Source organism: Burkholderia sp. MSMB0856 (assembly GCF_001524645.2).
Taxonomy (GTDB): Bacteria; Pseudomonadota; Gammaproteobacteria; order Burkholderiales; family Burkholderiaceae; genus Burkholderia; species Burkholderia diffusa.
In genome coordinates, this window is sequence record NZ_CP013429.1 from 151,732 (window position 1) to 170,806 (window position 19,075).

Annotated in this window: 18 protein-coding genes; 7 read left to right on the plus strand and 11 right to left on the minus strand. The window is 64.0% G+C overall.

Annotated elements, in window-relative coordinates; translation table 11 throughout:
* Positions 1–72: 72 nt before the first annotated feature.
* The 6 genes from WS87_RS29350 to WS87_RS29375 form a co-directional block, all read right to left on the minus strand.
* Positions 73–1,554, minus strand: coding sequence for an MFS transporter (locus WS87_RS29350; protein WP_059817138.1), 1,482 nt, complete (start codon positions 1,552–1,554; stop codon positions 73–75).
* A gap of 48 nt (positions 1,555–1,602) precedes the next feature.
* Entirely contained in the window at positions 1,603–2,199 is a 597-nt protein-coding gene (locus tag WS87_RS29355; protein WP_059817136.1) for a TetR/AcrR family transcriptional regulator, read from the minus strand.
* Between the two features lie 251 nt (positions 2,200–2,450).
* Positions 2,451–3,275, minus strand: coding sequence for a DUF2971 domain-containing protein (locus tag WS87_RS29360; RefSeq protein ID WP_159085719.1), 825 nt, complete (start codon positions 3,273–3,275; stop codon positions 2,451–2,453).
* A gap of 69 nt (positions 3,276–3,344) precedes the next feature.
* Positions 3,345–4,016, minus strand: coding sequence for a hypothetical protein (locus WS87_RS29365; protein ID WP_236873295.1), 672 nt, complete (start codon positions 4,014–4,016; stop codon positions 3,345–3,347).
* 209 nt (positions 4,017–4,225) lie between these two features.
* Positions 4,226–6,811, minus strand: coding sequence for a bifunctional aconitate hydratase 2/2-methylisocitrate dehydratase (acnB, locus tag WS87_RS29370; protein ID WP_059817132.1), 2,586 nt, complete (start codon positions 6,809–6,811; stop codon positions 4,226–4,228).
* A gap of 574 nt (positions 6,812–7,385) precedes the next feature.
* Positions 7,386–8,396, minus strand: a complete 1,011-nt coding sequence (locus WS87_RS29375) for a helix-turn-helix transcriptional regulator (RefSeq protein ID WP_059817130.1) — start codon at positions 8,394–8,396, stop codon at positions 7,386–7,388.
* A gap of 169 nt (positions 8,397–8,565) precedes the next feature.
* On the opposite strand from WS87_RS29375, the gene WS87_RS29380 reads away from it, so the two are divergent.
* Entirely contained in the window at positions 8,566–9,228 is a 663-nt protein-coding gene (locus WS87_RS29380) for a glutathione S-transferase family protein (RefSeq protein WP_059817128.1), read from the plus strand.
* A 58-nt stretch (positions 9,229–9,286) separates the two neighbouring features.
* Here WS87_RS29380 and moaD read toward each other — a convergent pair whose 3' ends face one another.
* From moaD to moaA, 3 genes are all read right to left on the minus strand, one after another.
* Positions 9,287–9,544 carry a molybdopterin converting factor subunit 1 gene (gene moaD / locus WS87_RS29385; RefSeq protein WP_059817125.1) on the minus strand — a complete coding sequence of 86 codons (258 nt, stop codon included), beginning with the start codon at positions 9,542–9,544 and terminating at the stop codon, positions 9,287–9,289.
* A 61-nt stretch (positions 9,545–9,605) separates the two neighbouring features.
* A complete protein-coding gene (locus WS87_RS29390; RefSeq protein ID WP_059817123.1) occupies positions 9,606–10,169 on the minus strand; it encodes a molybdenum cofactor biosynthesis protein MoaE in 564 nt (187 codons plus the stop codon).
* A gap of 49 nt (positions 10,170–10,218) precedes the next feature.
* A complete protein-coding gene (gene moaA / locus WS87_RS29395; RefSeq protein ID WP_059817121.1) occupies positions 10,219–11,337 on the minus strand; it encodes a GTP 3',8-cyclase MoaA in 1,119 nt (372 codons plus the stop codon).
* Positions 11,338–11,867: 530 nt separating this feature from the next.
* On the opposite strand from moaA, the gene WS87_RS29410 reads away from it, so the two are divergent.
* The 5 genes from WS87_RS29410 (at position 11,868) to WS87_RS29430 (ending at position 16,418) form a co-directional block, all read left to right on the plus strand.
* Positions 11,868–13,268, plus strand: a complete 1,401-nt coding sequence (locus tag WS87_RS29410) for a cytochrome ubiquinol oxidase subunit I (protein WP_059817118.1) — start codon at positions 11,868–11,870, stop codon at positions 13,266–13,268.
* Positions 13,269–13,271: 3 nt separating this feature from the next.
* Entirely contained in the window at positions 13,272–14,279 is a 1,008-nt protein-coding gene (cydB, locus tag WS87_RS29415; RefSeq protein WP_059817116.1) for a cytochrome d ubiquinol oxidase subunit II, read from the plus strand.
* Positions 14,280–14,455: 176 nt separating this feature from the next.
* The gene (locus tag WS87_RS29420; RefSeq protein ID WP_059817113.1) at positions 14,456–15,376 is read left to right on the plus strand and encodes a bestrophin family protein; all 921 of its coding nucleotides are present in this window, start codon (positions 14,456–14,458) and stop codon (positions 15,374–15,376) included.
* 48 nt (positions 15,377–15,424) lie between these two features.
* A complete protein-coding gene (locus tag WS87_RS29425) occupies positions 15,425–15,811 on the plus strand; it encodes a VOC family protein (RefSeq protein ID WP_059817111.1) in 387 nt (128 codons plus the stop codon).
* Between the two features lie 193 nt (positions 15,812–16,004).
* Positions 16,005–16,418, plus strand: coding sequence for a VOC family protein (locus WS87_RS29430; protein ID WP_059817108.1), 414 nt, complete (start codon positions 16,005–16,007; stop codon positions 16,416–16,418).
* Positions 16,419–16,536: 118 nt separating this feature from the next.
* Here WS87_RS29430 and trpS read toward each other — a convergent pair whose 3' ends face one another.
* Positions 16,537–17,550: a tryptophan--tRNA ligase gene (gene trpS / locus WS87_RS29435; RefSeq protein ID WP_059817105.1), complete on the minus strand. Its 1,014-nt coding sequence runs from the start codon at positions 17,548–17,550 to the stop codon at positions 16,537–16,539.
* 206 nt (positions 17,551–17,756) lie between these two features.
* Positions 17,757–17,912, minus strand: coding sequence for a hypothetical protein (locus WS87_RS34095; protein ID WP_175910122.1), 156 nt, complete (start codon positions 17,910–17,912; stop codon positions 17,757–17,759).
* Between the two features lie 696 nt (positions 17,913–18,608).
* Between WS87_RS34095 and WS87_RS29440 the strand changes: the two genes are divergently transcribed.
* Positions 18,609–19,073, plus strand: a complete 465-nt coding sequence (locus WS87_RS29440; RefSeq protein ID WP_236873296.1) for a phospholipase D-like domain-containing protein — start codon at positions 18,609–18,611, stop codon at positions 19,071–19,073.
* The last annotated feature ends 2 nt before the right edge of the window (positions 19,074–19,075 follow it).

The window sequence follows — 19,075 nt, forward strand, 5'->3', positions numbered from 1 at the left end:
TCCAGTTGGACTGACGGAACAGGCGGCTTTCATGCGACGTGCCGCACGAACCGTTGCAGGTCAAGGCCTGCATCACGGCCGGTTGCGTTCGGTGCCGAACGTCGTTCGGGCGTGGGGACGGGTAGCGGGGCGCCCCGCGGGTGTCCGTCCGAGCGAGATGCCCAATCCCGCGCCGATGCTCAGGAAGAACGCGATACCGAGAATCGCGACGATGAACGCGTGCGCGATCGCAGCGGGATCCTTACGCGAGCCGAGGACCGTATAGAAAATTCCGCCGATGATCGCGACGCTGAGCGACGTGCTCACCTGCAGGGTCGAACTGGCGATGCCGGCGATCATCCCCGACAGCGCTGGTGCGACACGGCCTGTGACCATTCGCATCAGCGTCGGCAGCGCGAGCCCTTGCCCGAAACCGATGATGAACAGAACGGCGGCAAGCGGGATCGTGGCGAGCGGCATGCCGAGCGGCGTCGCGGCGATCAACCAGGCCAGGCCGACGAGGCCGACGACCTCGAGGCCCATGCCGAACGGATTGACGTACGCGCCGAGAACGCGTGAGCAGTGCGGCGTCGACAGCGGCCCCAGCAGAAAGCCCACGCCGAACGGCAGGAACACGAGGCCCGCGCTCAGCGCATCGACGTGCAACGCGCTTTGCAGATAGATCGAAAACAGCAGGAAGAACGCGCCGATCGAGTACAGCAACAACGCGATCAGCAGCGCGCGGCCCAGCCCCGGCGCGCGCAGCGCGGCCGGATCGAGCAGCGGGGCGCCGCCGCTGCGGGCGAGCCGGCTCTCGTAGCGCCAGAACAACCAAGCGAGCGCCGGTACCGCCATCAGCGACATCCAGGCCAATAGCGGCCAGCCTGCGTCACGCCCTTCGATCAACGGCACGACCAGCGCGCCGAGCGTTGCCATCGACAGCGCCGTGCCGCCGAGGTCGAGCTTGCGTGCATGCTGCGCGCGCGTTTCCTTCAGCAGCGGGATGCCGAACAGCACGACCAGGATCGCCAGCGGCAGGTTGACGAGGAAGATCGTCCGCCAGCCGAGATTGAACAGATTCAGCGAAATCAGGATGCCGCCCAGTGCCTGCCCGACGACCGCGGCGAGCCCGAAGACCGCGCCATAAAGGCTGAGCGCGAGCGGCTTTTCCGATTCGGGGAAGATCGCCTGGATCGACGCGAGCGCCTGCGGCGCCATGACGGCCGCCGTCAGCCCCTGCAACGCCCGGCCCGCGATCAGTGTCCACGGCGAACTCGCGAGGCCGCATAGCGCAGATGCCGTCGCGAATCCGATCAGTCCGAGAAAGAACATGCGTCCCCGCCCGAACAGGTCTCCCAGCCGCCCGCCGGTAATCAGCGTTACGGCGTACAGGCCGGCGTACGACGAGATGACGAATTGCTCGGCCGAAGACGACGCGCCCAATTCCCCCCGGATCGACGGCAGCGCGACATTGACGATGAAGAAGTCCAGCGGAGGCAGGAATGCGCCGACGAGCAGGACCGAGAACATTGCCCAGCGGCGCGGGTCCGGCGAGACGGAATCGTTGCGGATCATGGGTGAGCCTCCATATGGGACCAATCAGTTCCAAATTGGCCAAAAAAATTAATCGAGAACGCGCATCGTGTTGTCGACGAGCGCGAGCATGTCCGCTTCCGATACGCCGGTTTTGCCCAGCACGCGCATTCCCTCGACCTGACAGACCAGGAAACGCGCGAGCGCCTGTTCGTCGCGTTCGGCAACCTCGCCGCTAGCCTGCCCGCGCACGATCGCGCCGGCATAAAGCTGCTGCAAGCGCCGGAACATGCGTGCCGTGCGTTCCGCGACATCCGGATCGCGGGCCGCCATTTCGGTAGTCATCGCGATCGCGAGGCATCCGCGTCGGCCTGCCTCGCCGACGGAAAGGCGCGCATAGCGCAGCAGCGAATCGCGAATGGCGTCCTTCACCGTGCCCGGCTGTGACAGGATGTCGGCGGTTGCCTTGAGCCCGTCGGCCATATACAGGTCCAGCGCCGCCAGCAGCAGCCCTTTCTTGTCGCCGAACGCCTTGTAGAGGCTGCCCCGCGACAAGCCGGTGCCGGCAATCAGATCCGGCAGCGACGCGCCTTCGTAGCCGCGGTCCCAGAAGACTTGCATCGCGTCGCGCGCGGCATCGTCCAGTTCGAATTCGCGCGGACGTCCAAGACCGGTCGGATGTGCCATGGGTGAGATCTCCTGCAATTTGCCATCATTATATGGACCGATCAGTTCCTATGTCAACGCGTGGATCCGGCCGGGGAGGGTGATGAACGCCTTCGGACGATCATGCGGGCAACCATCCTCGATCGAACCGGGACGGGCAAAAAAGGCTCTTCGTGGATTTTCGTGGTCGTCGCTCGTCGACCCTCAAGGGACAGTCGAGTCACTCGGAAGCGGACGCTCGGTGAAATTATTTTTTCGGTGCAACGTCATAGCTAGGAAGCTCCCAGCGCGCGCAACTTCAACGCACGATGCGGGACGCCCCCGTATGCCATGTACAAAGGTACGCCGCGGCCCCGCAAGATCAATTGAAGCTCAGCAAGCTTGTGCGGTTCGACGCGATATCCGAAAACCACTGCTTTGATTCTGCGTGGGTCAAAGGCCAGTTTTTGGTCGACCAATGTCGGATCGTGGGGCAGCGCAGGCTCCTGCAAAATAATGCGTGCCTCGCCTTCATAGGACCACTTTAAGCGTTTGCGCAGCGCGGTCATATCGAGAGCACAAAATGATTCGTCATCGGCCAGATCGAGAATCGGCACCTCGTCGCAGTATTTCACGCGGTAGGCGTTAAGCCACGGGGTGAGATGCATTTGGATGCAGACCCCTGAGTAACCGTCGGCATACGCTTGCCAAAGGTGATCGTTGTCTGGGGCTATTGCCATGCTCAGAATGCGCACCTGTCGATCGATCGCGGCATGGTACTCAGGGCCGCTCAGTCCCGCGAGGTCTTTAAGTCGTTCCACCGTCAGTTGAGCAAGCTCGTGCTGAATCTGCTCCTCGGTCGGCTGCTCAGGTCTGTGCCGCACACAACGCCTAACCCACGCCTCTACCGTTGCTCTGTAGTTCGGATCGTCGAAGTCGCCAATGACCATCCCAGGCTTGCATTCGAGATCATCGTTTAGCTGAGATGGCTTTGGGATGAAGATGCGGTGGTCGCGAAGTATCTCGACGGTATGTGCGAACGTCTTGTCACTCAGAGACTTGTATTTGTAGAGCGGTCCACGGTATAGATCGATTGAATTCGGGAGAGCATCACTCATTTTCGTTCTTGCTCCTGTCTACCAGACCGCCGTTTTGCAGTGTCGATTCAGGAATAATTCTTGAGCGCATTACGTTGTGGTGGGCCACACCATCGGACTCGTTGCGACCCGCCGCTCATGTGCCTCTCGCGCGTCGTCAATGCGCTTGATTATGTCGTTTAATTCCTGATCACGGTGCCATCCACCAGGCTTCGGTTCTGCGACCGGCGGTAGCTTCGCGTACGCGCGCAGGCGTTTCGCAAGGGCTGTCACATGGAGCGAAAGTTCGGCATAGTCGCGTCGCCGCACCCAGAAGAATTCGGTATGGAAGGGGAAGTCCTCGTTGTACTCGTCGATGCCCCACAGCCTACTCTCGATCTGCGCCTGCTCGTCTGGCAATCGCAATATCGCATACATGAGATCCTGCGGGAGCACCTTCCACTCGACGTCCAGTTCCAGCGGCTTGAACTCGGGCGGTTTGGTGGTAGGCACGTATTCTTTGTCGTCTCCAGCTGGACGGCCCTGTTCGGTTCCATCGTCCAAGGCGACATAGAAGCAACGGTTTGCGATCCGCTCGAGATGCGATACGACGATGATCGCGAGGTAGACGGCATCCTTTTGACGTCTGGTTTTGCTGACCAGCCATTCCTTGATCGCGACGAACGAATTGCCGAGCAACACTCCACTAATGCCCGACACGGCCGATATGATGGCCGATACGTTTCCACTCTCCATGCCGTCTCTCCAAGCGTTGCCCTGCATGAGAGGGCGCCTTTGTCTTTGTGATTGTCAACGATTTACGCGCCGGGATCTAGCGACCGCTTCTGGCCGCACGCCGACGTTCCTCGCCGGCATCCTCCCTCCCCCGGGAAATCCACGGAGAACCAAAAAAAAGCGCCGCAGGCATTCAGCCCGCGGCGCCATCGCGTGTCGCCACGACGGGCTCAGCCCGCCGTGGCTCGACCGCATGCTTAGATCTGCACGGTGTCGGCGACTTCCTTGAAGTCTTCGATCTGGTCGAAGTTCATGTACTTGTAGATCTTGTCGCCGTTGGCATTGAGCACGCCCATGTCGGCCATGTACTCGTCCTTGGTCGGGATCTTGCCGAGACGCGAGCAGATTGCCGCCAGTTCCGCCGAGCCGAGGTACACGTTCGTGTTCTTGCCCAGACGGTTCGGGAAGTTACGGGTCGACGTCGACATCACCGTCGCGCCTTCGCGCACCTGTGCCTGGTTGCCCATGCACAGCGAGCAGCCCGGCATTTCGGTGCGGGCGCCGGCCGTGCCGAATACGCCGTAGTGGCCTTCTTCCGTCAGTTGCTTCTGGTCCATCTTGGTCGGCGGCGCGACCCACAGCTTGACCGGGATGTCGCGCTTGCCTTCCAGCAGCTTCGATGCGGCACGGAAGTGGCCGATGTTGGTCATGCACGAACCGATGAACACTTCGTCGATCTTCGCGCCGGAGACGTCGGACAGCGTCTTCACGTCGTCCGGATCGTTCGGGCACGCAACGATCGGTTCATGGATGTCGGCCAGATCGATCTCGATGACGGCCGCGTATTCGGCGTCGGCATCCGGCGACAGCAGTTGCGGGTCGGCCAGCCACTGCTCCATCGCCGCGATACGGCGCTGCAGGCTGCGCGGATCCTGATAGCCCTGCGCGATCATCCACTTCAGCAGCGTGACGTTGCTGTTCAGGTACTCGATGATCGGTTCCTTGTTCAGGTGCACCGTGCAACCGGCTGCCGAACGCTCGGCCGACGCATCCGACAGTTCGAACGCTTGCTCGACCTTCAGATCGGGCAGGCCTTCGATTTCGAGGATGCGGCCCGAGAAGATGTTCTTCTTGCCTTGCTTGGCGACCGTCAGCATGCCCTGCTTGATTGCGTACAGCGGAATCGCGTTGACGAGATCGCGCAGCGTGACGCCCGGCTGCATCTTGCCCTTGAAGCGGACCAGCACCGATTCCGGCATGTCCAGCGGCATCGTGCCGGTGGCGGCCGCGAACGCGACCAGGCCCGAGCCTGCCGGGAAGCTGATGCCGATCGGGAAGCGCGTGTGCGAGTCGCCACCGGTGCCGACGGTGTCGGGCAGCAGCATGCGGTTCAGCCACGAGTGGATCACGCCGTCGCCCGGGCGCAGCGCGATACCGCCACGGGTGCTGATGAAGTTCGGCAGCGTCTGGTGCGTCTTCACGTCGACCGGCTTCGGATAAGCGGCGGTGTGGCAGAACGACTGCATCACGAGGTCGGCCGAGAAGCCGAGGCAGGCCAGATCCTTCAGTTCGTCGCGGGTCATCGGGCCCGTGGTGTCCTGCGAGCCGACCGAGGTCATCTTCGGTTCGCAGTACGTGCCCGGACGCACGCCCTGGCCTTCCGGCAGACCGCATGCGCGGCCGACCATCTTCTGCGCGAGCGAGAAGCCCTTGCCGCTGTCGGCCGGCTGGTGCGGCAGGCGGAACAGCGTCGACGGCGCGAGGCCGAGCGCTTCACGCGCCTTCGCGGTCAGGCCGCGGCCGATGATCAGCGGAATGCGGCCGCCGGCGCGCACTTCGTCGAACAGCACGTCGGACTTGACCTGGAATTCGGCGATCACGTTGCCGTCCTTCAGCGCCTTGCCTTCGTACGGGCGCAGTTCGACGACGTCGCCCATGTTCATCTGCGACACGTCGAGCTCGATCGGCAGCGCGCCGGCGTCTTCCATCGTGTTGTAGAAGATCGGGGCGATCTTGCCGCCGAGGCACACGCCGCCGAAACGCTTGTTCGGGACGAACGGGATGTCTTCGCCGGTGAACCACAGCACCGAGTTGGTGGCCGACTTGCGCGAGGAGCCGGTGCCGACCACGTCGCCGACGTAGGCGACCAGGTGACCCTTGTCCTTCAGCGATTCGATGAACTTGACCGGGCCGCGCTTGCCGTCTTCTTCCGGCGTGATGCCGGGGCGCGCGTTCTTCAGCATCGCCAGCGCGTGCATCGGGATGTCCGGGCGGGTGGTGGCGTCCGGGGCCGGTGACAGGTCGTCGGTGTTGGTTTCGCCCGTGACCTTGAACACGGTGATGGTCAGGCTTTCCGGCACTTCCGGACGGCTCGTGAACCATTCGGCGTCGGCCCAGCTCTGCAGCACGGCCTTCGCGTGCGCGTTGCCCTTGTCGGCGAGTTCCTTCACGTCATGGAACTGGTCGAACATCAGCAGGGTTTTCTTCAGTGCGTCGGCAGCGACGGCCGCGACTGCTTCGTCGGACAGCAGCTCGATCAGCGGCTGGATGTTGTAGCCGCCCAGCATCGTGCCGAGCAGTTCGGTCGCGCGCTCGCGCGAGATCAGCGGGCAGGCCGTCTCGCCCTTCGCGACGGCGGCCAGGAAGCCGGCCTTCACGCGCGCGGCTTCGTCGACGCCGGCGGGGACGCGATGGGTGATCAGATCGAGCAGCGTCTGCTCTTCGCCTGCGGGCGGGTTCGCCAGCAGTTCCACCAGTTCGGCGGTTTGCTGAGCCGTCAGCGGCAGGGGGGGAATACCGAGCGCGGCGCGGGCGGCCACGTGAGCACGAAAGTTTTCAAGCATGGGGGGACCTGCTGAGATTGCGTTTCAGGGGAAGGGCTTTCCAGGCACGCCGAGGCTGCTGTTCCGGACACTGCTTCACTGCTTGGACGGGATTCTAGTCGCAATATGGTCAGGCGTCAAATGTCTTATGTCTTATATAAGAGTTGTATGTGGGACGTGGAAAGGCGAGTGCTGTAGCGGTGCACTTTGCGGAAGAATTCGGTGGATTGAGTTGGGGCTTGGTGCAGAGAGTGGCCGCGAATCCGGGCGCAGTGGGGCATATGGCCGGTCGCAGATGCGGCGTTCGCCCGACCGGCGCGGTTTCATCATGTGGAAAATCCCGCACGCGCCGTCCACATCGGCAAAAACGCCAATCGAAAAAGCCGAGGAGTTGCGAATTTGCGAAAAATTGGGCGAATGAAAGCAGAAATGCCGACATCCTTCGCAACGAAGCTTCAAGATCCCAACGCAAGATAGGCAAGATGAAGACACCGATGCCGATTCCGGCGATCTCGGCGGGCAGTGTCTTCGAGGAATGCGCCCATCACGACGGAGTGCGCGGTGAAGACGGTGAGTGCGAGCGGCTTCGCTCCGATCAGGCCGCGAATGTTGGCGCGTCGTCGATCGTCGGCGGCGCGGGTGAGTACAGTGCCTTCGTCGCTGCAACCTCGTCGGTCAGTCGAACCACGAGTTCCCGCGGCCCGAGCACTTTCAACTCCGCACCATATCCAAGCAGCTTGCGCGCACCGTGCTCGATCGATTCGATCGGCACCAGGAATTCTTTCCATCCCGGCGGGACCGCGCTGCTGCCGGCGCTATCCGAGACGGGCGCGACCTTGACGCGCGCATTGATCAGCCAGCTCTCCGCACGCGCCGACACCGCGACGTGCGCGCTCAACCCGTAAAGCTCCGCTTCATACCGGCTCATCGCATCACGCCAGTGCCGGGCCAGATCGAACCGCGCGGGCCGCTTGAATCGGCGGCGCGACGCCGCGAGTTCCCGAATGTTCGCGAGCCGAAAAGTCAGTGCATCGCGCTTGCCGGCGACCTTGGCCACCACGTACCACGCACCGCCCTTGAGCACCAGCCCGAGCGGATCGAGTGCGCGGCGCGACACACCGCGCCAGCTTTCGTACGTCACCTCGATCCGCTGCGACTGCCACACGGCATCGGCGACTTCACGCAGAAACGCCGGCGTTTCCTGCGCCCGATACCAATCCACGGTATCGACATGCAGCCGGCTCGCGACACGATCGGCATGTTCGCGCGAGTCCGGCGGCAGGCTGGCGATCATCTTCAGCCGCGCGGACGCGGCCATCCCGTCGAGCCCGAGTTCTCCCGCCGGCCCCGGCAGGCCGGCCAGAATCAACGCATGTGCCTCCTGCTCGGTCAGCCCCGTGAGATCGGTACGCCAGCCGTCCTGCAATTGAAAGCCGCCGTTGCGTCCGCGATCGCCCCAGATCGGCACGCCGGCCGTCGACAGTTGGTCGATATCGCGCAGGATCGTCCGCTCGGACACTTCCAGTGCGGCGGCCAGCGCCGGCGCGGTCATGCGGCCGCGCGCCTGCAGCATCATCATGATCGACAACAGCCGGCTGGCTTTCATGTGTGGCACCTCATCCGGAATACATGACACGAGATGTCATGTTATCGGATCTATGATCCGACACATCCGCGATCGGCTGGCGCGCAACGGAGTCGGGCGCGGGCTTGCCGACACGCGGGCGGTGCTCACGTGAGGGCCGCTGCGCGAAACCCGACGAGGAGAGCGATACATGAAAATCATGACCGGTCCGCTGAGCATGTTCGGCGCGAAAGTCGAGATCGCGGCGCACGAGAAGGGCATCGCCTTCGAGCGCGTGCTGGTGCCGTTCAGCCAGCAGCGCGGCTACGACCCGAAGCATCCGGACGTCTTGCGCATCAATCCGAAGCGTCAGGTGCCGGTGCTGATCGACGGCGACCTGGAGATTTTCGATTCCACGCAGATCTTCGAGTACCTGGAAGACCTGAAGCCCGATCCCGCGCTATGGCCCGCGCAGCCGAAAGCGCGCGCGGTGGCGCGTCAACTCGAGCACTGCAGCGACGAGGTTTATTTTCCGCACGTGATCCGGCTGATGGGCCTCGAAGAGACGCCGGATCATCCAGCGGCACGGGCCGCACGCGACGAAGCGCGGCAATACTATCGACGCATGGAGCGCGTGTTGGCGGACCGGAAATTCCTTGCCGGCACCTATTCGTACGCCGACATCGCGTTCTACATGGCGCAGTTGTTCGGCGCGCGCAAGGGCGCGCCGATGACGACGGAGACGCCGAACCTGCTCGCCTGGCGCGAACGGATGACCGCGCGTCCGGCCGTGCGGAAAGTGGCTGGTGCGATGGCGGGTTATCTTGCTTCGATCGACCATCCGGTTCCGGATTTTCTTCGCGGGCTCCATTAGCCAACTCGTCGCGTGTCGAACGGCTACGATCCGTCAGTCGCCGCTGGATGTGAACGCATTACCCGCCGGTCACCGGCGGAAAGAACGCCACCTCGCTATCCTCCCGCACGACGAATCCGCCGGTCACCATCTCGAGATTCACGGCCGCGCGCAGGGGCCGGTCCAGCCGCAGCGCTTCGCCACAGCGCGCGTCGCGTGCGGCGAGCGCGGCGCGCAGCGCGTCGACGGTGAGGGCATGCGCATCGATCTCGACGACTTCCTCGTCGGTATGCAGTTGTTCGCGAAAGCTCGCAAAGTATTTGATCGTCAGTTTCATTACGATGTCCTGAGCGAAATCGGTGCAACCGGCGGGATCGGAAAGGCGTTGGCCGGCACGTTCATCCCCAGCGGCGCATCGCCTGATCGTCATGCGCCTTCGGCTCGATCCAGCCGGCCATGCCGTCGTGCCGGATCTCCTTCTTCCAGAACGGCGCATGCGTCTTCAGGAAGTCCATGATGAATTCGCACGCATCGAACGCCGACGCGCGATGCGCGGCGGCCACCACGACGATCACGACCGCATGGCCCAACGGAATGCGCCCGACGCGATGCACGACCTTGGCCGTCTCGAGCCGCCACCGCGCGCTGGCCTCCTCGACGATGCTCCACAGCGCCTGCTCGGTCATCGTCGGATAGTGCTCGACTTCCAACGCGATCACGTCGTCGACGTCGCCTTCGTTGCGCACGACACCGAGGAAATTCACGACCGCACCGACATTCGGATTGCGAATGATCGGCGCGATCTCGGCGCCGGCGTCGATCGCCGTGTACTGCACACGCACCTCGAATCCGGCTGCGATCGCCGGCGGCGGCTCGGTGTGCGAGTCGACGGGTTCGGACTGTCCGCCGTCACGCGGCGGCTCGTTTGATGACGCGGCACGGGATTCGGTGAAACGGGTCATGACGATTCTCCAGTATGCGGTTCGCTCCGCCTCGCGCGGCTGCAGCCCGTCAGCCGCCGACGAGCGACATGCGCACGGTCGGGTAGGTCTTGCCGGACGGCCTGGCCGCGTTCGTGGCCCGCCGTTCGGAATAGCGGTCGTCGCGTAGCGTCCATCGTGCGCGCACGGCGTCGGCGAGGCTGTCGATCGATGCGGCGTCATCGAGCCACGGCCGCAGGTCGGTGCCATGCATCGCGAACAGACACGTATAAAGCTGGCCGTCGGCCGACACGCGGGCGCGCGAGCACGTGCCGCAGAACGGATGCGACACGCTCGCGATGAAACCGACCTCACCCGCGCCGTCGATGTGCCGGCAGCGGATCGCGGTGGCATCGTGTCCCGGTTCGCCGACGAGGACGAGCGGATAGCTCGCTTCGATGAGCTCGCGCATCCGCGCGGCCGGCACGACCTTGTCGCCGGACCACGCGCTCGCGCCGCCGACGTCCATGTATTCGATGAAGCGCACGGCCACGCCGCTATGACGGAAGTAGCGCACGAGCGGCAGGATCTGGTCGTCGTTCGCGCCGCGCTCGATCACCGCGTTGACCTTCACGGGCGCGAGCCCGGCCGCCTGCGCGGCCTCGATGCCGGCCAGCACGCGCGCCACCGGCACGTCGGTGTCGGTCATCCGGCGGAATACGGCATCGTCGATCGCGTCGAGACTCACGGTCACGCGCGACAAGCCTGCATCGCGCAGCGCGCGTGCCTTGGCGGCGAGCAGCGAACCGTTGGTCGTCAGCGCGATTTCGACGGGCTTGCCGTCAACGGTCGTCAGCGTCGCGAGCCGTTCGATCAGCGCTTCGAGGTTGCGGCGCAGCAGCGGCTCGCCGCCGGTGAGGCGGATCTTTTCGGCGCCGAGCGAGACGAACGCGCGCGCGATCTTCTCGAGTTGCGCGAACGACAGCCGCTCGGACGACGGCATGAACGCATAGTCGGGGCCGAAGCTGTCGCGCGGCATGCAGTAGCCGCAGCGGAAATTGCACTGGTCGATGACGGACAGCCGGAGGTCGCGCAGCGGCCGCGCAAGCGTGTCGAGCGGGCGGGAGAAGATGCCAGGCGATGCGCCGCCGGGTGCGGCGGCGACTGGCGCGGAAGCGATGGCATTCACGATGGGTTCGGCTGCCTGCATGAAGTGATCGGAACGGCATCGGCGATCGGCCGTGCGTGCGCAAAGGTGTCGGCGCACGGGTCGTGACGAGCCTCATCGTGAGGATAGGCCGCTGGATTCCATCGGCAGAGACACAATCCCGCCCGAAATGCAGGAATACAGTTCGTCATCCCGGATGCGCGAAAGGTGGGCATGACGCGCCAATCCATGCTCATGTTCGTGCTCACGCGAGCCAGTGCGCGAAATCGTAATACGGGGTACGGGCGTTCGGCCGTGACGCGGATGCACAGCGTCGCAGTGCGGAAAGCAGTACAGCTGACAGCCTCGCGGCCCCGCAACGGGTTTTCCGTGCACACATCTTCGGCCCCGGGGAAAGCACAGTTTCAGCGCACGTTCGCGCGATTGCGAGTATCGTCGGAAACGCGATATCGTCATTCACGCTTCGTTGCCGCGCCCCGCGATCCGTTCTTGTCTGCACGTGCCGTCGCGAAGCCGTCGCGCGATTTCCTGCTTCGAGCTGACGTCCTCACAATCACGAGCAAATTACGGTCATGGAAATCTTCGATGCGTTCCATCTCGCCCGATTGCAATTCGCGTTCACGGTGTCGTTCCACATCGTGTTTCCGGCGATCAGCATCGGCATGGCGAGCTTCCTGGCGGTGCTGGAATGGCGCTATCTCGTCACCGGCGACGCCGCCTATAAATCCATGTTCCAGTTCTGGTCGAAGATCTTCGCGATCGGCTTCGGGATGGGCGTCGTCTCCGGCGTCGTGATGGCGTACGAGTTCGGCACGAACTGGGCGGGCTTCTCGCGCGTCGCGGGCAACATCACCGGCCCGCTGCTCACTTACGAAGTCCTGACGGCCTTCTTCCTCGAGGCCGGCTTTCTCGGCGTGATGCTGTTCGGCTGGCAGCGCGTCAGCCCGCGTGCGCATTTCTTCGCGACGCTGATGGTCGCGGTCGGCACGCTGATCTCGACGTTCTGGATCCTCGCGTCGAACAGCTTCATGCAGACGCCGCAGGGCTACAGGATCGAGAACGGTCTCGTCGTGCCGGTCGACTGGTTCAAGGTCATCTTCAACCCGTCGTTCCCGTATCGCCTCGTGCACATGACGATCGCCGCGTTCATCGTCGCGGGCTTCATCGTCGCCGCGTGCGGGGCGTGGCACCTGCTGAAGGGGCGCCGCGACGAGCCGGTTAAGCGCAGCTTCTCGATGGCGCTGTGGATGTTGCTGCTGCTCGCGCCGATCCAGATCGTCGTCGGCGATGCGCACGGGTTGAACACGCGCGAATACCAGCCGGCGAAGATCGCGGCGATCGAGGGGCTGTGGGAAACCGAGAAGGGCGGCACCGCGCTGAACCTCGTCGGTCTGCCCGACATGCAGGCCGAGACGACGCGCTATGCGATCCAGGTGCCGCACCTCGGCAGCCTGATCCTCACGCACAGCTGGGACGGCGAGATTCGCGGGCTGAAGGAATTCCCGGCGCAGGACCGCCCGTATTCGCCGATCGTGTTCTGGACCTTCCGGATCATGGCCGGCCTCGGGATGCTGATGCTGCTCACCGCGCTGCTCGGCCTGCTGCTGAGAAAGGGCGGACGCCTGTATGAAACGCGCTGGTTCCAGTGGTTCGTCGTGTGCGTGGGGCCGTCGGGCATCGTCGCGCTGCTGGCCGGATGGATCACCACCGAAGTCGGGCGGCAGCCGTGGACCGTATACGGCGTGCTGCGCACCGTCGATTCGGTCGCGCCGCTCAGCGCGCAGCAGGTCGGCGTGTCGCTGCTGATCTTCGTGGTCGTGTATTTCCTGGTGTTCGGAACGGGGATCTACTACATGATGCAACTGATGAAGCGCGGGCCGGCCGCCCAGGCCGGATACATCGAGCTGCACCGGCATCCGGGGCTGCGCAAGAGCGCGCTGTCCACGCCGCTGAACGTCACCGAAGCGGAGTAAGCGATGCACATCGATCTTCCTGTCGTGTGGGCCGCGATCATCGGCCTCGGCGTGTTCATCTACGTGATGCTCGACGGCTTCGATCTCGGCATCGGCCTGCTGTTTCCGTTCTTCGACGCGAAGGCCGAACGCGAAGTCATGCTGAATACCGTCGCGCCGGTATGGGACGGCAACGAGACCTTTCTCGTGCTCGGCGGCGCGGGCCTGTACGGCGCGTTTCCGGTCGTCTACTCGACGCTGCTGCCGGCGAACTACCTGCCGCTGATCCTGATGGTGGTCGGGCTGATCTTCCGCGGCGCCGCGTTCGAATTGCGTGCGAAGGCGAACCACACGCAGCACCTGTGGGATCTCGCGTTCATCGGCGGCTCCGCGCTGGCCGCATTCTGCCAGGGGATCACGCTCGGTTCGTTGCTGCAGGGCATCCGGATCGTGAACAACCAGTTCGCGGGCGGGCCGTTCGACTGGCTGTCGCCGTTCAGCCTGTTCTGCGGGATCGGCGTGCTCGTCACCTATGCGACGCTCGGCTGCGGCTGGCTGATCCTGAAAGTCGACGGCGAACTGCAGCGCAAGATGCGCCTGCTGATGAAGCCGCTCGCGGGCGTGCTGCTCGCGGTGATGGGCGTGGTCAGCCTGTGGACCGTGATCGGGCTGCCGGCGGTCGCGCATCGCTGGTTCGGCAGCGGCAACCTCGGCTGGTTCCTGCCGGTGCCGCTCCTCGTCGTCGCGTGCGTGTGGGGCATCTTCCACACGGTGAAGCGCGAGCACGAGGCGACGCCATTCCTGCTGACGCTCGCGCTCGTGTTCCTCGGCTACACCGGCCTCGTGATCAGCATCTGGCCGAACATCGTGCCGCCGTCGCTGACGATCTGGGACGCGTCGTCGAGCCATTCGAGCCAGCTCTTCGCGCTCGTCGGCACCGTGATCGTGCTGCCGATCATCCTCGTGTACAACGCGATGCAGTACCGCGTGTTCCGCGGCAAGGTGCGCGAGGGCGACGCCGGCTATCACTGACCGGCGCGCCCCGGTGACGGGGCAGGGCGTGCGCGGGCGTATCATCATGCGCAAGCGCGGTGAAGCGCGTCACCCGGCCCGGCATCGACCGGGCAACGGCCCGCCACGCGCGGGCCGTTGCACATCGGGCGGCGGCGATCCGCATGGCGTATTTCATCGGCAGTCGAGACAACACCATGATCGTCAGACCACGACAAAACTGGCTCAGGATGCTGTTCATATGGAACGGCTCCGTGCTGCAATCGATCATTCCGCAACTCGTGTTCATGGCGATCGTCAGCACGCTGGCGGTCTTCACGAACGGGCGCATCTTCGGCGAGAAGATACCGCTGAACACCGCGCCGTTCACGCTGTTCGGGCTGGCCCTCGCGATCTTTCTCGCGTTTCGCAACAACGCGAGCTTCGAGCGCTTCAAGGAGGCGCGGCTTCTGTGGGGAAACCTGCTGATCGCCGCGCGCACCGTCACGTCGCAACTGCGGCGCTACTTGCCGGATAGCGTCGGCGATGCGGAGCGCGACCGGCTCGCCGATCTGCTGATCGCGTTCACGTATGCGTTGAAGCATCAGCTGCGTCATACCGATCCGACGCAGGACCTGCAGCGCATCCTCGGCGCCGAGCGCGCCGCCGCGTTCGCGCATAAGTGCTACCAGCCCGTCGCGATTCTCGATGAACTGCGCGGCGGAATCGTCCGCGCGCTGGGTCGCGCGCCCGGCAGCGAAGCAACGTGCTGGATGTTCGATACGCAGCTGGCCGAGTTGGGCAAGGCCGTGGGCGGCTGCGAGCGCATCCTGACGACGCCGATCCCGTTCTCGTACAGCGTGCTGCTGCATCGCACCGTCTATGCTTATTGCGTGCTGTTGCCGTTCGGCCTCGTCGATTCGACGGAATACTTCACGCCGCTGATTTGCGTGTTCATCTCGTACACGCTGATCGCGCTCGAAGCGATCGCGAACGAGGTGGCCGAGCCGTTCGGCCTCGCGCCGAACGCGCTGGCGCTCGATGCGATGGCGCGCACGATCGAGCGGTCGGTACTCGAGCTGGGCGAGCGCGCGATGCCGGAGGAGTTCGTGCCGGCATCGACGTATCAGATCACGTAAGCGGCACCGCGACGCGCGTCGCGGCGCGCACGATTGGGAGAACTTCGCATGCGCATCTACGTGACGAGTATTTTTGTCGACGATCAGGACAAGGCACTCGCGTTCTATACCGACATCCTCGGCTTCCGGTTGAAGAACAACGTGCCGGTGGGTGCGTACCGCTGGCTGACGGTCGTGTCGAAGGATCAGCCCGACGGCACCGAGCTGATGCTCGAACCGAGTCATCATCGCGCGGTCGGCCCTTATCGTCAGGCGCTGTACGAGGACGGCATCCCGGCGGCGTCGTTTCAGGTCGACGATCTCGACGCCGAGTACGCGCGGCTCGATGCGCTCGGCGTGCACTTCACGCTGGCGCCGATGGACGCGGGGCCCGTGCGGATCGCGGTGCTCGACGATACGTGCGGCAACCTCGTGCAGCTCATGCAGATGAAGTGACGCGTTGTCCGCGAAGAGCCGCTCGGATTCGTTTCAGTCGCGCCGGTCGATCATTTCCTGGGGCGTCGTGATGGCGTGAACGGGCGCGTGCGTTGATGACGGGAAACGATGGCGCCGGCGCGCAGGCGCGACATCGGCGGAGTCGACCAAGGAAGTTTGTGTAGACTCGTGCTCGTTCAATGGAGCCAACATCATGCAACTTCTTGACCACGTGTCCATCGGCGTCCCGGATATCGACCAAGTCCGCCCCTTCTACGACGGTGTCATGGCCGCGCTGGGCGCGACCAAGGTTTATGACCGCGGCACCGCGCTCGGTTACGGCGAACGTTGCAGTGCCACCGACACCGCATCGACCTTCCTGGCGATTTATCTGGATCCCGCCGAAGTCGGGACGAGCAAACGACACTGGTGCTTCAAGGCGGCTTCCCGCCAGCAGGTGCATGCATTTTTCGAGGCAGGGCTGTCCGCGGGCGGGCGGCCCGACGGCGACCCCGGCTTGAGGCCGCACTATCACGCCGACTACTACGCGGCCTTTGTCGTCGATCCGGCCGGCAACCGGATCGAGGCCGTGTGCCACGCCGCGCCACCGGCGCACGAGCGGCCATGACGGCACTCGCCGACGACTGATCGCGCGCGGCACGGTGTCGTGCCGTCGGGTCGCGGACAAGCGCGGCGCCGGCATGCCGCCGCGTCACGCCGCCGGTCGCGTTTGCTGCGCGCGCGCCTCAATCGAAGTACGTCAGCCCCATCGCGCCCTTCACCTCGGCCAACGTCGCGCCGGCCACCTCGCGCGCATGCAACGTGCCGCGCTTCAAGATCGCCATCACCTCCGCCTTGTCCGCTTCGAATTCGCGACGACGCGCGCGGATCGGCTCGATCAGCGCCTGCAGTCGCTCGTTCAGCACGCGCTTGACGACGCTGTCGCCGAGGCCGCCACGGCGATAGTGCGCCTTCAGTTCGTCGACTTTCTGCACGTCGGGCTCGAACGCGTCGAGGAACGTGAACACGACATTGCCCTCGACCTGACCGGGATCGTTCACGCGCAGATGGTTCGGATCCGTGTACATGTCCTTCACCGCTTGCGCGATCTCGTCGGGCGTCGAGCCGAGTGTGATCGCGTTGCCGAGCGACTTGCTCATCTTCGCCTTGCCGTCGATGCCGGGCAGCCGCGTGACCGCCGACAGCACGGCCTCGCATTCCACCAGCACGGGCTTGTCGACCGTCGCGTTGAAGCGGCGCACGAGTTCGTTGGTTTGCTCGATCATCGGCAGCTGGTCGTCGCCGACCGGCACGTGCGTCGCCTTGAACGCGGTGATGTCGGCGGCCTGGCTGACGGGGTAGGTCAGGAAGCCGGCCGGGATGTCGCGCTCGAAGCCGCGCAGGCGGATCTCTTCCTTGATGGTCGGATTGCGCTCGAGGCGCGCGACCGTCACGAGGTTGAGCAGGTATTGCGACAGCTCGGCGAGCTCGGGCACCTGCGACTGGACGACGATCGTCGAGATCGCCGGATCGATGCCGACGGCCAGGTAGTCGAGCGCGACCTCGATCACGTTCTCGGTGACGCGCTGGCGGCGGCCCATGTTGTCGGTCAGCGCCTGCGTATCGGCGAGCAGCAGGAACTGCGTCGCTTCGTGCTGCATCTGCACGCGCGCGCGCAGCGAGCCGATGTAATGGCCGAGATGCAGCGGGCCGGTCGTGCGGTCGCCGGTGAGAATGGTCGGTCGGGTCGGGTGCGTCATAGTGTGGATTGGCTCCGGGTTATCGAAGCCACCAGCCATGACGTGAGCGCAGAAACGACAATGCCGCCATGGCTGGCGGCATCACGTTCGGGACATGCAAAAGGAAACGGGCCGCCTGGGTCAGGCGCGCCACCAGCGATGCACGTTCGGCGAGGCAGGTTTGGTTTCCATTGCGCGAGTATAGCGTAGCGGCGGCGAGCCGTGCGTCAGCGCACGACCGATTCCAGCGCGAGGCGCGCGACTTCGGCGGACGGCCATAGCAGGTATAGCAGGCCGACCATCAGCAGCAGCGCGCAGACGCGCACCGCCGGCGTACGGTCGATCTCGCTCAGGGTGCGGATGTGCTGCTTCAGTTTCTTCATGCTTGCAGGCGCAACGTGCGCCACTTCAACGGTTGCTGCAACGGGGCCGGGTGGGGCGGCGCCGGGGGCTACGGGTTCAACGAGGGGCCGGGCGGGCGCGGTATGGAGTTCGCGCGAAGCTCGCGTGCGGACAGATAAAGGGCTCGATCATGGGGCCGGTGGCGCATTGCATGAGGCGAGGCGACGCGCATCCTACCAGTTCGGGGGAGCGCACACCGTCAAGAATTGTCCGGTAACGGTCGGGTTGAGGCGCAGTTGCACGTTGAGGTAAGGGGAATAGTCAATAAAATCAAAGGTCTGATTCATTTATTCTTGCCGTGCCGAATGATGCGTCGCTCCGGAGATGTTCGGTGTGCCGTCAGTCAGTTGCGATTATCTCGACGAGATTATTTTTGTGTGAACGTTGCATTTAAAATCAACGGCTAAACAATTAAGTGACGCGCGCAGGCGACGTGGCGATCTGAGCGCGCCGTCGCCGAATGCCAATCGACACGTGAACGTGACCGAAAGGCGGGCGGGGCGCATCTCGACTACGATCTCTATCCGGCACCGCTCTCGCCGGCGGCGCAAAGCTCCAAGGATCTCGGCGATAAGGCGTCACTTGCAGAATCGCTGAATCAAATGGGTATTCGGACGCTTGTCGGTAGCCTTTGGACCTTTGACCGAAATTGGCGCAGTTCCAAGTTGAGCACGGAGATGGCGAGCCAGCAGGCTCGCTGGGACGAATATGTAAACAAGCAGCAAGCCAAGGGCGAGTTGCCGGATCCGGATCTGGCGCCGATGCTGCCGTTGCCAACGCAAGCGATTGCAGCGCGGTACCGGGAAATCTACATCCACAGCAAATTGCTGCTGATCGATGACAGTTTCTTTACGCTGGGCAGTGCCAACCTGAATTTGCGAAGCATGGCGGTGAACGCGGAGATCAACGTAGGCAGCGATGATCGTGCCAAGAGCACCGATTTGCGGAAGCGGATCTGGAAGTTGCATACCGGCGGCAAGCATGATGGTAGCGACGGCAGCCCTATCGCGATCAAGGAAACGTTCATGAAATGGCAGAAACTCATGGATACCAACGCCATTCAGAGGAAGCGTGGGCTCGAACCGGCGGGCTTTCTGATGCCATTTCACGACGAACGCACATCCAGTGTTCGGCTGGCATAGTG

Coding starts and splice junctions, on each gene's coding strand:
- WS87_RS29350 (WP_059817138.1), bottom strand. CDS start 1,554: ATGATCCGCAACGATTCCGTCTCGCCGGACCCGCGCCGCTGGGCAATG.
- WS87_RS29355 (WP_059817136.1), bottom strand. CDS start 2,199: ATGGCACATCCGACCGGTCTTGGACGTCCGCGCGAATTCGAACTGGAC.
- WS87_RS29360 (WP_159085719.1), bottom strand. CDS start 3,275: ATGAGTGATGCTCTCCCGAATTCAATCGATCTATACCGTGGACCGCTC.
- WS87_RS29365 (WP_236873295.1), bottom strand. CDS start 4,016: ATGCAGGGCAACGCTTGGAGAGACGGCATGGAGAGTGGAAACGTATCG.
- acnB (WP_059817132.1), bottom strand. CDS start 6,811: ATGCTTGAAAACTTTCGTGCTCACGTGGCCGCCCGCGCCGCGCTCGGT.
- WS87_RS29375 (WP_059817130.1), bottom strand. CDS start 8,396: ATGAAAGCCAGCCGGCTGTTGTCGATCATGATGATGCTGCAGGCGCGC.
- WS87_RS29380 (WP_059817128.1), top strand. CDS start 8,566: ATGAAAATCATGACCGGTCCGCTGAGCATGTTCGGCGCGAAAGTCGAG.
- moaD (WP_059817125.1), bottom strand. CDS start 9,544: ATGAAACTGACGATCAAATACTTTGCGAGCTTTCGCGAACAACTGCAT.
- WS87_RS29390 (WP_059817123.1), bottom strand. CDS start 10,169: ATGACCCGTTTCACCGAATCCCGTGCCGCGTCATCAAACGAGCCGCCG.
- moaA (WP_059817121.1), bottom strand. CDS start 11,337: ATGCAGGCAGCCGAACCCATCGTGAATGCCATCGCTTCCGCGCCAGTC.
- WS87_RS29410 (WP_059817118.1), top strand. CDS start 11,868: ATGGAAATCTTCGATGCGTTCCATCTCGCCCGATTGCAATTCGCGTTC.
- cydB (WP_059817116.1), top strand. CDS start 13,272: ATGCACATCGATCTTCCTGTCGTGTGGGCCGCGATCATCGGCCTCGGC.
- WS87_RS29420 (WP_059817113.1), top strand. CDS start 14,456: ATGATCGTCAGACCACGACAAAACTGGCTCAGGATGCTGTTCATATGG.
- WS87_RS29425 (WP_059817111.1), top strand. CDS start 15,425: ATGCGCATCTACGTGACGAGTATTTTTGTCGACGATCAGGACAAGGCA.
- WS87_RS29430 (WP_059817108.1), top strand. CDS start 16,005: ATGCAACTTCTTGACCACGTGTCCATCGGCGTCCCGGATATCGACCAA.
- trpS (WP_059817105.1), bottom strand. CDS start 17,550: ATGACGCACCCGACCCGACCGACCATTCTCACCGGCGACCGCACGACC.
- WS87_RS34095 (WP_175910122.1), bottom strand. CDS start 17,912: ATGAAGAAACTGAAGCAGCACATCCGCACCCTGAGCGAGATCGACCGT.
- WS87_RS29440 (WP_236873296.1), top strand. CDS start 18,609: ATGGCGAGCCAGCAGGCTCGCTGGGACGAATATGTAAACAAGCAGCAA.